This is a genomic window from Rhodoferax sp. RT5P35 (assembly GCF_056521385.1).
The window spans coordinates 94,044-106,600 of record NZ_JBWMAX010000017.1 but is presented as its reverse complement, the minus strand read 5'-3'; the positions used below and the strand labels follow the sequence as shown (position 1 = coordinate 106,600).

At 64.7% G+C, this 12,557-nt stretch carries 7 protein-coding genes and 1 pseudogene; 3 read left to right on the top strand and 5 right to left on the bottom strand.

Going from position 1 to position 12,557, the window contains the following annotated elements:
• Both AC097L_RS21435 and AC097L_RS21430 read left to right on the top strand, forming a co-directional pair.
• A pseudogene (locus AC097L_RS21435) lies at positions 1–628 on the top strand (IS3 family transposase); the annotation flags it as partial.
• A 189-nt stretch (positions 629–817) separates the two neighbouring features.
• The gene (locus AC097L_RS21430; protein WP_479588745.1) at positions 818–2,485 is read left to right on the top strand and encodes a GMC family oxidoreductase; all 1,668 of its coding nucleotides are present in this window, start codon (positions 818–820) and stop codon (positions 2,483–2,485) included.
• A 3-nt stretch (positions 2,486–2,488) separates the two neighbouring features.
• Here the strand turns inward: AC097L_RS21430 and AC097L_RS21425 are convergent, their stop codons facing one another.
• The 4 genes from AC097L_RS21425 to AC097L_RS21410 form a co-directional block, all read right to left on the bottom strand.
• Complete coding sequence (locus tag AC097L_RS21425; protein WP_479588744.1) at positions 2,489–3,463, bottom strand: DMT family transporter; 975 nt, start codon at positions 3,461–3,463, stop codon at positions 2,489–2,491.
• 96 nt (positions 3,464–3,559) lie between these two features.
• Positions 3,560–4,753, bottom strand: a complete 1,194-nt coding sequence (locus AC097L_RS21420) for a DUF1501 domain-containing protein (RefSeq protein ID WP_479588743.1) — start codon at positions 4,751–4,753, stop codon at positions 3,560–3,562.
• Between the two features lie 10 nt (positions 4,754–4,763).
• A complete protein-coding gene (locus tag AC097L_RS21415; RefSeq protein ID WP_479588742.1) occupies positions 4,764–6,323 on the bottom strand; it encodes a DUF1800 domain-containing protein in 1,560 nt (519 codons plus the stop codon).
• Between the two features lie 57 nt (positions 6,324–6,380).
• Positions 6,381–8,681 carry a penicillin-binding protein 1A gene (locus AC097L_RS21410; protein WP_479588741.1) on the bottom strand — a complete coding sequence of 767 codons (2,301 nt, stop codon included), beginning with the start codon at positions 8,679–8,681 and terminating at the stop codon, positions 6,381–6,383.
• A gap of 296 nt (positions 8,682–8,977) precedes the next feature.
• Here AC097L_RS21410 and AC097L_RS21405 point away from each other — a divergent pair, with 296 nt between their 5' ends.
• On the top strand, positions 8,978–11,092 hold the full coding sequence (locus AC097L_RS21405) for a TonB-dependent siderophore receptor (RefSeq protein ID WP_479588740.1): 2,115 nt from the start codon (positions 8,978–8,980) through the stop codon (positions 11,090–11,092).
• Between the two features lie 62 nt (positions 11,093–11,154).
• On the opposite strand, the gene AC097L_RS21400 is transcribed toward AC097L_RS21405, so the two are convergent.
• Complete coding sequence (locus AC097L_RS21400; RefSeq protein ID WP_479588739.1) at positions 11,155–12,456, bottom strand: UDP-N-acetylglucosamine 1-carboxyvinyltransferase; 1,302 nt, start codon at positions 12,454–12,456, stop codon at positions 11,155–11,157.
• Between the last annotated feature and the right edge of the window lie 101 nt (positions 12,457–12,557).

Sequence of the window (12,557 nt, the reverse complement as noted above, 5' to 3'; positions counted from 1 at the left end):
TTGCGCACAGCCGTGGCTTCGCGTGGGATCGTGATGGGCCGGTATCGGGTGCGCCGTTGATGAGGCAACACAATCTACGTTCGACGTGCAAGCGCAAGTTTGTGCATACGACAGACAGTCGGCATGCACTGCCGATCTCGCTCAATATGTTGAATCGACAGTTCAATCCGACGCGCCCCAAACCAGGCATGGGTTGCCGACATCACCTACATCCGAACGCGCAGCGGCTGGCTGTATTTGGCGGTGGTGCTCGACTTGTTTGCGCGCAAGGTAGGTAGGCTGGGCAATGGCTTCGGACATGCAGGCTGGACTGGTGTGCCGAGCACTGCAAGTGGCCATCATGCAACGCCAACCGGCCCCAGGCTTGATCGTGCATTCAGATCGCGGCAGCCAATACGCTAGCGCCGCGCACCAGACACTGCGGGCCAAGCACGGCCTGGTCGGCAGCATGAGCCGAAAGCGTAACTGCTGGGACAACGCGGTGATGGAGCACTTCTTTTTAAACCTGAAAATGGAGCGTGTCTGGCAGAACGACTATGCCAACCATGCCGAGGCCACGAACGATATTACTGACTATATCGTCAGCTTCTACAACAGCGTGCGGCTGCACTGCACACTGGGCAACTAGCCACCCAATGCCTTTGAGCGTCCATCGGCAATCACACAACCTATCGGTGTGTGCGACATAACTTGACCACGACACTCCTGAATCTTTCTTGTCATCAGTCCCCTAATCTCATCACTAATTTTGTCACCACTAGGTATGCGGTACCAACCGGCGTGCCCTTGACCCCACCATCTGCTCTATCCTGCCCCCATGGACACCCCCACTTTCGACTACATCGTCATCGGCGCAGGCACCGCAGGTTGCTTGCTGGCCAACCGGCTCAGCGCGGACAAGAATCGCAGCGTGCTGCTGCTGGAGGCGGGCGGGCCGGACAACTATGCGTGGATCCACATTCCGGTGGGTTACCTGTACTGCATCGACAACCCGCGCACCGACTGGCGCTACCGCACCGACCCCGCGCCGGGGCTGAATGGCCGGTCGCTGCTGTACCCGCGGGGCAAAACGCTGGGGGGCTGCTCCAGCATCAACGGCATGATTTACATGCGCGGCCAAGCCCGCGACTACGCCCAGTGGGCCGAGGCTACGGGCGACGAGGCCTGGGGCTGGCAGCATTGCCTGGCCGACTTTCGCGCCCACGAAGACCATTACCGGCTGGATGCCACACAGGCCGCGACCCAGGATGGCGATGCCCAGGCTTTTGCCGCGCTGCACGGTAACGGCGGAGAGTGGCGGGTAGAGAAGCAGCGCCTGCGCTGGGACGTGCTGGATGCGTTTGCGCTGGCGGCGCAGCAAGAGGGCATCCCGGCGGTGGCCGACTTCAACGGCGGCGACAACCTGGGCGTGGGCTATTTCGAGGTGAACCAACGCAACGGCTGGCGCTGGAACGCGTCCAAGGCCTTTCTGCGGCCCATCCGCAAGCAGCGCAGTAACTTGGCGGTGTGGACCGGTGCCCAGGTGTGCCGCCTGCTGTTCACGCCGGGAGACGACGGCCTGCCGGTGTGCAGCGGGGTGGAGCTGGTGCAGCAGGGCGTGCGCCGCACCGTGCATGCCCGGCGTGAGGTGCTGCTGAGCGCCGGGGCGGTGGGTTCGCCGCAGATACTGCAACTCTCGGGCGTGGGCGACGCGGTCTTGCTTCGGACGCAGGGTCTGCCAGTAGTGGCCGATGTGCCGGGCGTGGGCGGCAACCTGCAAGACCATTTGCAGATTCGCTCGGTGTACAAGGTGCAGGGCGCGCGCACGCTCAACACCCTGGCCAGCACGCTCTGGGGCAAGGCGAAAATTGCGCTGGAATACGCCTTGCACCGCAGCGGCCCGATGAGCATGGCACCGTCACAGCTGGGCATTTTTGCGCGCAGCGATGCCACGCAGGCCCATGCCAACCTGGAGTACCACGTGCAGCCACTGAGCTTGGAAGCCTTTGGCCAGCCATTGCATGGTTTTCCGGCCATTACTGCCAGCGTCTGCAATCTCAACCCCACCAGCCGGGGCAGTGTGCGCATCCGCAGCCCGCGGTTTGAAGATGCGCCGTGCATCGCCCCCAACTACCTGGCCACTGAAGAGGACCGGCAGATCGCCGCCGACTCGTTGCGCCTGACCCGCCGCATTGCCGGGCAACCGGCCATGGCCCGCTACCAGCCCGAAGAATTCAAGCCCGGCACGCAGTACCAGACCGACGAACAACTGGCCCGCCTGGCGGGCGACATCGGCACCACCATCTTCCACCCGGTGGGCACCGCCAAGATGGGCCGCGCCAGTGACCCGCTCGCAGTCGTGGACAGCCATTTGCGGGTGCGCGGCGTGCGCGGTTTGCGGGTGGTGGATGCCAGCGTGATGCCCACCATCACCAGTGGCAACACCAACAGTCCCACCCTGATGATTGCCGAGAAGGCGGCGCGCTGGATTTTGGCGGGGGCTTGAAGCTCAAGCCGTTTGCTGTTTGCCGCCTAGTGTGGCTGCAGGCTGCTGCGCCCGGTGAAACGCCCCCACGGCGGTAATCACCCCCACCAGCAGCAGAGCGATGCCGCTGGCCTCGGACACGCTGGGCCAGCGCTGGCGGGCGATCAGGCCGAAGGTGGTGGCGAAAATGGTTTCGGTCACGATGAGTTGCCCGGCCAGGCCAATCGGCAAGCGCCGGGTGGCGATGGACCAAGCCCAGGACGCGCCAATCGAGCCGAGAATTGCCAGCGCCAGTGCCGACATGAGCAGCGGGGCGGAGGTGTCCCACGCCAGGCCGATGCTCGGCACGTGGAACAAATCCAGCGACAGGCCCAGCGGGATGAAGACCACCACCTCGAAGCTGCCGCCTAGCATCATCATGCCGGTCCAGGTGAGTGCGCCCATGTGCGGGCGTTTGCGCAGCGCCGCCTGGTTGCTAATGCCAAACAGCGTCCACAGCGCCACCGCAGCGATGGAAAAGCCTATGCCCAGCAGCGTCTGGCCCAGGGGGTTGACGCTGGGGTGGGTCAGCCCGTCGGCGTTGACCAACAGCAACCCCGCCAGCGCCAACGCCAGGGGCGGTGCCAGGCTGCGCCAAGAGATGCGTTCAGGCCCGAAGTTGCCGATGATGGCCAGCACCACCGGCACCGTGGCCACAAAAGCCGGGGGGATCACCGGCCCGGCGTAAATCACGGCGGCGGCAATCGTCAAAAAATACCCCACGTAGCCAATCAGACCCAGCCAGGCCGCCACCAGCCAGTCCATGGCCGTGAGCCCGCGCAGTTGGCTGGGGGCGGCCAGCAAGATGCCCAGCGCAAACACGCCCGAGATCAAAAATCGGCACACCGCCAGGTCGTAGATGGAATAGGGGCCGATCACATACGGCGCGATAAAGCCCAGAGACCATGCAAACGCGGCAAATATGGCGGCCGCTACGCCCAGCATGAGCTGTTTTCCCATCCCCGTCCCCTAGTTGTGTAGAAGGCAAGGCTAGGCGTTTACGGTGCGCTTACTTTCTATGCGGCACCACAAACTTGCCCGTATCCGACAAGGGGCTCACACCAGCCCCAGGTCGCGCGGCGCAACCCCGGCAAACACCTGCTCCAACTGCTTGCCGTTCAGCCCAAACTGCCGACCGAACAGCCCCGCTAGTACGGCACGGTACTCGTTGAGCACAGGGTAGTCGCGGTTCTGGAACAAGGTGGCTTGTTCGATGCGCACCTGCTCGCCCGCAATTTGCCCGGATGTTCCGCTATGGCGCAAGCCGCCGCCCAGCACCCAATACACCGAGCCGTGGCCGTGGTCGGTGCCGCGGTTGCCGTTTTGCCGGAAGGTGCGGCCAAATTCGCTGGCCACCACCACGGTGGTGTTGCGCCAGGCCGGGCCCATCTCTTGCGCAAAAGTGGCCAGGCCGCGGCCCAACTCTTCCAGGCGGGATGCCAGGTAGCCGCTGGCACCGCCCTGGTTGACGTGCGTGTCCCAGCCGCCCACGTCCACAAAGCCCAGGTTGTAGCGTTCCTTCATCAGGCGGGCGATGCGCTGGGCTTCCAGCTCGAAGCCTTTGGCATTGATGGCACCCCGGCTGGCGGCTTGCATTTCGGTGCTGAGTTCGCGGGCCACTTCGTCGCGCACCGCAAAGCCGTCGGTGACGCGGCTGGACAGATCGCTGCCCTTGTACATGGCCGCGATGATGGCCGTCTGGCGCGGGTCTACGGCCGGTTTGGCCAGCGACTTGAGCGCGGTGTTGGGCACCTGCACGCTGCCCTGCATTACCAGCGGCAGGCTGTCGGTGAAGGCCATGGGCTCGGCACCGTTGATGACGGATGCCAGGCGGTTCATGAAGCCGGAGCGGTAGTTTTTCTGGCCCGTCAGCGGCTGGCCCAGCTCAATGCTGTCTTGCGTCTCGAAGTGGCTGCGCGACACATCGTCGGTGCCCGCAAACGGGATGAAGCTGGCCTCGCCCTTCTGCCACAGCGGGTACACCGTTTCGCGCAGCGCCGGGTGCAGGCCCCAGTCAGCGTTCAGCGCCAGCGCGGTGTTCAGGTCGGCTCCGGGCCGGGGCACGGCGATGTCGGGGCGCGACGCGTAGTAGAAGTCGCTGGAGGTAGGCACCAGCAGATTGGCGGCATCGTAGGCTCCGCGCAAGAATACAAACAGCAGGCGCGATTGCGCTGCGGGCGCAGCAAACAGATGCCCTGCATTCAGCAAGGGTAGGGCAGACAGCGACTGGAGCAGGTGGCGGCGTTGCATGGTTCTTCCTTTAGCGGTGCATCAGCTCAGGGGACGACAGAAGGAAGCTGTTCCACTCCTGCGGCGAGGTGGCCTGGGCCAGTGCTTGCTGGGTGTTGGAGCCCAGGGTCTGGCCTAGCGCGCGGTAGTACAAGGCGTTGGCCAGTTGCGGAAAAGCGGGCTTTTCCAGGGGCTGCGGGCCGTCCGTTTTAAACAGCCCGGCGTTGCCCGAGCCGATGGCCTTGGCAATTTCAAACCGGGTCGCCATCTGGCCAGGGCTGGACCAGGCCGCCGTGTCCAGCGCATAGCCGTCGGGGGTTTGGCGGCCATACAGGGGCTCGCCCATGCGGTTGAGCCAGTTCAGCATGGGGCCGACATTGAGGATGGGCTTGTCGTCGTACGCCAGCCGCACGGCGGATACGACATAGTGCACCGGGTCCTTGAACTTCTGCCCCGCGCCCTGCGCATACTCAGGTGAAGACAACAGCGTCTGCAAGGTCACGGCAATGTCGCCGTCGCTCTTAAAAAAGCTCTGCGCCATGCGTTCCACCAGCGCGGGCGGCGGGTCGTCGCTAAGCCAGTACTGGGCCAATTTGCGGCTGATGAAGTGGGCGGTGGCGGGGTGTTTGGCCAGCCGGTCCAGAGCTTCGTCCAGCTCGGCCAGGCCCCGGCTGTGCATGGGCTGGCCCAGCAGGGTTTTCGCGCCGTAGTCGTGCCGGTTCGGGTTGAACTCGAAAAGGCCTTTGCGCACGTAGTCGCCTTGCAGCTCTTTGCGGACCTTGGGGTTGTCGGCGCCCAGGTTCACGCCCACGCCGGTGAGCACGCGGGCCATCTCTTGCACGTCTTGCTGGGTGTAGCCCGCGCCCAGACCCAGGGTGTGCAGTTCCATCAACTCGCGGGCGTAGTTTTCGTTGATGCGGTTGGTGGCGTTTTGCTCGTTGTCCAGGTAGCGCAGCATGGCCGGGTGGTGGGCCACCGCACCCAGCAGGTCGCGGAACTTGCCCAGAGCGTGCGGGCGCAGGGCCGTGTCCTCGTAGTCGCCCACCAAAGCGCGCAGATTGGCTTTGTACAGGTGCACGTTGAAGTGGTTTAGCCAGAACCAGGTCATTTGTTCTTGCACCTGGTTGCTGGAGTACAGCGCGCGTAGCAGGTGGCGCGTGGCGGCTTCGCGGCCAAGGCGGTTCAACTCCTGCTGGTAGGCCTGTTGGGCGGCTTTTTTGTCGTCGTCATCGGCAAAGGTGGCCTCGGCATCTTTTCTGCGCTGCTCCATGTCTTGCGCCAACGCCACCACCGGGGTTTGGCTGATGGTCATGGCGGCTATTTGCTGCTGCACCGCTGGGGGCAGGGTAGCCGGGCCAGGGTGCAGTTGCTGGGCCAGGTAAGGGCTCAGGCCCAGGTGCTCGGCCTGGTCCAGCGTGGCCACCGTAGCCCCCCAGGTCAGGCGGTTGGTGAGCTGGTAGGCGGCCACCGGACCGGGCCGCACGGCGGGCGCGGTGGCCACGGGTTTCGCAGGTTCGTGCGTAGCACAGGCACCCAGCAGGGCACTGAGGAGCAGGGCACTTGGGCCCCAGCGAAACGGCGGATTGCACATATGGTTCGTCTCCTAATTACCTTGGAACGGGAGCCGTGCCGTTTCCGATGACCGGCTTTACTTAACTTGTTCTGCAGGCGGCTCGTCAAAGCCCAGGCGGATCAGTTCGCCGTTCTCGGGCGGGTCGGTGTAGGTCCAGTCGTCCAGCGCATCGCGCACCACGCTGGGCGGCGGTGCGAACGGGGCCACCGGCACGCCCTTGAGCGCGCGGCCCATGTAGTCGATCCAGATGGGCAAGGATACGCTGCTGCCCGATTCGCGGCCCATGCTGCGGGGTTTGTCGTAGCCGGTCCACACCACGGCGACCAGGCCGGGCTGGAACCCGGCAAACCAGGCATCCACCGAGTCGTTGGTGGTGCCGGTTTTGCCGTACAGGTCGGGGCGCTTCAGCGTGGCCTGGGCCTTGGCGGCGGTGCCGCTGCTGGTCACGGTTTGCAGCAGACTGCTGGTGATGAACAGGTTGCGCTCGGGCACGGCGGGCTCCATGTCGGCCAGCACCGGGGGTGGCGGGGCTTCGAACAGCACCTTGCCCTGCGCGTCGGTGATGCGTTCTATCACCACCGGCGGCAGCACGTGGCCGCCGTTGGCAAACACGCTGTAGGCCGAGGCCATTTGCAATGGGGTGGTACTGCCCGCGCCCAGGGCCAGGGTCAGGTTGTCGGGCTGTTTGTCGATATCAAAGCCAAACCGTGCCGCCCATTCGCGCGCGGGCTGCACGCCCAGCATCTGCACCAGCCGCACGCTGACCAGGTTGCGCGACTTGGCCAGGGCGGTGCGCAAGGGAATGGCCCCGAGGAATTGGCCATCGTCGTTTTGCGGGCTCCAGCCCGGGCCACCGTTCACACCGGGCAGCTCCAGCGGGCCGTCGTTGACCACGGTGGATGGCATCACGCCTTTGTCGATGGCCGCGGAGTACAAAAACGGTTTGAAGCTGGAGCCCGGCTGCCGCCAGCCCTGGGTGACGTGGTTGAACTGCTGGTCAGAAAAGTCGAAGCCGCCCACCAGCGCCCGCACCCGGCCGGTGGTGGGGGTCAGCGCCACCAGGGCACTTTGCACTTCGGGCCATTGCGAAATCGCCCAGCCGGTTTTGCCGCCCACTTGCTGCACACGGATGATGGCCCCGCGCTTGATGGCCAGGGGCGCAGTGGCCTTGGCACTCAGCGCGGTTTGCGCCCAGCGCAGGCCTTCGCCCTGGAGTTGCAGGGTCTCGCCCGTGGCCAGGCGGGCCACCACGGCTTGCGGGCTGGCCAGCAGCACGATGGCCACGCGCAGGTCTTCGTCGTCGCTGTAGTCCTTCAGGGCCAGGGCGGCGGCGGCATCTTCTTCGGCGGCATCGCTGGGCAGTTCTTCAAATTCTTCGGGTCCCCGGTAGGGCAGCTTGCGGTCAAAAGCCAGCACGCCGCGGCGCAGGGCCGCGTAGGCGGCCTGCTGGTCGGTGGAAATCAGCGAGGTGGTGACCTTGATGCCCTGTGAGTAGGCCTGCTGGCCGTAGCGCTCAAACACCACCTGGCGGGCCATTTCGGCCACAAACTCGGCGTGTACCGGCACCTGCAGCGGCGAGCGGATCACCAGCTTTTGCGCCGTGGCGGTGGCAAATTGTTCTTCGGTAATGGTCCCCACGGTGCGCATGCGGCCCAGCACCAACTGCTGGCGGCGGGTAGCGCGCTCCAGGTTGGTGATGGGGTTGGCGTAGGCCGGGTTCTGCGGCAGCCCGGCCAGCATGGCCATTTCGGCAATGGACAAATCGGCCAGCGGCTTGCCAAAGTAGACCTGCGCAGCCGCACCAAAGCCATAGGCGCGGTGGCCCAGGTAGATCTGGTTCATGTAGAGCTCCAGAATCTGGTCTTTGGTCAGCGATTTCTCGATCTTCAGCGCCAGCATGGCCTCTTTGAGCTTGCGCTCGGCCGTCTTGCGGTTGCTTAAAAAGAAGTTGCGCGCCACCTGCTGGGTGATGGTCGATGCCCCCTGGCGCGTGCCCCCGGTGAGGTTAGACACCACCGCCCGCAGCACGCCGATGGGGTCGATGCCGCTGTGGTCGCGAAAGCGGGCATCTTCGATGGCCAGCACCGCGTCCTGCATCGGCTTGGGTATCTGGGCGATGGGCAAGAAAGTGCGCCGCTCAGAGCCAAATTGCGCAATCTCTACGCCATCGCTGGTAAACACCTGCATGGCCTGCTGAGGTTGGTAGCGGGTCACCTTGTCGAGTTCGGGCAGGCTGGGGTAGTACCAGGCGGCTGCGATGGCAATCAGTAGGCCGCCGACCAGGCCCAGGCCTACGCAGGCCCCCAAGATCACCATCAAAAAACTGCCGGATTGGCTGCGGGGGGAAGGGGTGAGCGTGGTGGTGTGGAGTGTCATGGAACCTGTGGCGCGCAGCACCTGATCGGGATGCTGGCTGGGAAAATAGAGTAAGCCGACAAATTATGGACCAGATGCCAAAAAGGCTTGCCCTGTGTGGCCCATGGCGTGTTCAGGGGCTTGACTAAGTCTGAAATAAATTGCTACACGGAGTTTCGCAATGGGGTTCATGCCCACGGTTTCAAGCTTGGGCTTCGGTACCTCTTTGCGTGAATACGAACAATTTTCATTTTTATTTACATAAAATACAGAGTCTTTTTCGACTCCTCTTTTCTACCTTTCTGACCCTTACGACCATGAACTGCCCGAACCGCCTTCGCCAGCTGCCACTGCTTTTATCCGCCCTGTACGGGGCCCACGCTGCCGTGGCCCAAGAGACCCGGCCTGTGGATGCGCCCGCCCTCAGCTCTGTCACCGTGCGGGCTGCCACGGCCCAGGGCTTTGCACCCAACACGGTAGAGGCGGGCAGCTTTCGCGGCTCGGACATCATGGACGTGCCGTCCACCGTCAACGTGGTTACCCGCGAGGTGCTGGAGCTGCAAGGCGCAGCCGGTCTGTACGACGCCATGCGCAACACCGCCGGCGTGACGCGCCAGCAAAACGGCGGCGAGACCTGGGACCAGCTGGTAATACGCGGCATAGGCGTGGAGAACCGCACCAACTACCGCCTGAACGGCTCCATGCCCCTGCTGAACTTCTCGCAGATTCCGATGGAGAACAAGGAGCGCGTGGAGGTGCTGAAGGGCGCTTCCGCTCTGTACTACGGCTTCACCGCGCCGGCCGGCATCGTCAACTTCGTCACCAAGCGCGCGGGTGCCCAGCCGGTGACCACGCTGGGCCTGGTGGTGGACCAGTACGGCACGGCGCTGTCTACGGTGGATGTGGGCCGGCGTTTCGGTGACGGCCAGCAATATGGCCTGCGTGTCAACGCCGCCGGCGGTGCGCTGGGCTCTTACCTGAACGGCGTGGGCAACGGCGACCGGGCTTTTGCGTCCGCAGCCTTTGACTGGCGCGTGACCAGCCGCCTGACGCTGAAGGCTGATCTGGACTACGAGCACCGCAAGGTCACCGAGCAGGTGGGCGTGGCCCTGCCCACGGCGGTCAGCGGCGTCATCACCCTGCCGCACGCGGTCAACGCCAAGACCTTAGTGGGCCCCAACGGGTCCTCGTTCGAGGCCGATACCCGCAACGCCCAGCTGCGTGCCGACTACGCCCTGAGCGACAACTGGGCGCTGACGCTGGAGGCCGGCCAGTCGCAGGTGGACCGCGACCGCCAGCTGCCCATCTTCACCTTCACCAACGCCGCCGCCGTGGCCACGGGCAATGGCAGCATCCGCGGCAACATCCAGAACTTCGTGGCGCATAGCGACCTGCTGCGCGCCGAGCTGTTTGGCAGCTTTGCCCTGCTGGGTCTGCAGAACAACCTGACCCTGGGCGCCGCGCGCACCCGCTACGGCCAGGACCCGGTGTACCAGCAGAACTACACCATCGCCTCGCAAAACCTGTACAACCCCGTGCCCGTCACCACGGTCACCTACGGCGCGCTGCCCACCACGGCCAGCACCGCCGCGCTCGACACTGTGGACACCGGCCTCTACGCGCTGAACCAGGTGCAGCTGTCCAGCCAGTGGCAGCTGATGGTCGGCCTGCGCCACAGCAACTACGTGAGCGACCAGGGCAGCGCCCACTACGACGCGAGCAAGACCACGCCTATGGCGGCCCTGGTCTACAAGCTGACGCCTGACCTGTCCTTCTACACCTCCTTCGCCAACGGCCTGGAGCAGGGTGACACCGCGCCCACCGGCACCGCCAACCAGAACACCCGCCTGGCACCCGGCGTCAGCAAGCAAAAAGAGCTGGGCATGCGTTGGCGTAACGCCGGCGGCACGCTGCTGTCCACCGCGCTGTTCAACATCAGCCGCCCCGGCTACTACACCAACAGCAGCAATGTCTACACCGCCGACGGTCGGCAGAACTACACCGGCGTGGAGCTGTCCACCCAGGGCCAACTCACCAAGCAGCTGTCCTGGCAAACCTCGGCCCAGTGGCTGGACGCCGAGTTCCGCAACATCAATGCCAGCTACAACGGCAAGAGCCCGGAAAACACCGCCAAGCAGACCGGCAGCGCCTTCCTGTCGTACGCCCTGACCAGCCTGCCCGGCCTGTCGGTCAACGGCGGCGCCTACTACACCGGCCGCCGCCCGGTGAACGACCTGAACCAGGCTTGGCTGGGCGGTGTCACCCTGTACAGCCTGGGCGCCCGCTATGCCACCCGCCTGGCCGGCTACCAGACGACCTGGCAGCTGAACGTAGACAACGTGGCCGACAAGGAATACTGGGCCGCCGGCGGCACCCGTTTGGCGGCTGGTGCACCGCGAACGGCCAAGCTGACGTTTAAACTGGATTTATAAGAAAAAGGCTGCTGGCCCAGGTATTAAATGCACCAGCAGCTATAAATTCAGGAGCGAGTGGATCACTCCTCGCTAGTCCACTCAACCTGTGCGCCCAGGCTGCGCAGGTTCTCCACAAAGCCCGGATGCGCGCGGCGGATCGGCGTGGCGTTGCGGATCTCGGAGCGACCGTTGACGCTGGCCGCCACCATGAACAGCGCAATCGCCACGCGGATGATGTAGGGGCTCTCCACCACCGCCGGCGTCAGCGGGCTGCCGCCAAAGCTGACGATGCGGTGCGGGTCCGACTGGTACACATGGGCGCCGAATTTCGACAGCTCGGTGGTCCAGCCCATGGCGCCGTCGTACACTTTGTTCCAGAACATCGCGTTGCCCTGGGCCTGCACGCCGAGTGCTACGAAGATCGGCAGCAGGTCCACCGGGAAATAGGGCCAGGGCGCGGCCTCGACCTTGGTCAGCACATTGCTGGTGAACGGTGTTTGCACCTTCAGCGCACCCGGGCAATAGGCGCGCGACCAACCGTTCTCGTGCGTGATGTGCACGCCGAACTTGGCAAAGGTGCGGTCGATCAGCGGAAAGTTCTCTGGCGCGCTGTTGCGGACCACCACGTCGCCGCCGGTGATCGCGCCCAGCGCCAAGAAGGTGGTGATCTCGTGGAAGTCCTCGTCGAAGCGGTACTCACCGCCGCCCAGCGTACCGCCGCCGTGCACCGTCACGCGCGAGGTGCCCATGCCCTCGATCTTCACGCCAATCATCTGCATGAAGCGACAGAACTCCTGCACATGCGGTTCGGAAGCGGCATTCGTCAGCGTGGAGACACCGCTGGCCGATGCGGCGCAGAGCACGAAGTTCTCGGTGGTGGTGACGGATGCGTAGTCCAGCCAGTGGTCGGTCGGCGTCAGCGGGCCGCGGCAGCGCACCAGCAGCGAGCCCTCGCTGCGCTCCACCAGGCCGCCGAATTGGCGGAACACATCGATGTGCGGGTCGATCTCGCGCACGCCCAGCGTGCAGCCCTTGACGTTGTCCTCCAGCCGCGCCACGCCAAAGCGCGCCAGCAGCGGCGGCACCAGCATGATGGACGAGCGCATCTCTTCCGGCAGCCGGTGCCGCGCCGCGTCGAACACGGTCTCGCGGTGGTGCAGCTCCAGCGTGCCGGTGGCGTAGTCCATCTGCACCTCGCTGCCCAGCAGGCGGAAGATGTCCAGAATCTTGCGCACGTCGGTGATGTCCGGCACGCCCAGCAGCCGCAGCGGCTCATAGGTCAGCAGCGTGGCGCACAGCACCGGCAGCACGGCGTTTTTATTGGCAGAAGGGGTAATGCGGCCGCGCAAGGGCGTGCCGCCGTGGACGATGAGGTTGGACATGGGCAGGGTGTCGAGGAGGGAGGTGGAGGCCGGCGAATTATCTATGCGCGGGGGCTTGCCAGCGTAAGCAAAACGTAGCGGGGTGCTAGCGTGTTTTCCTG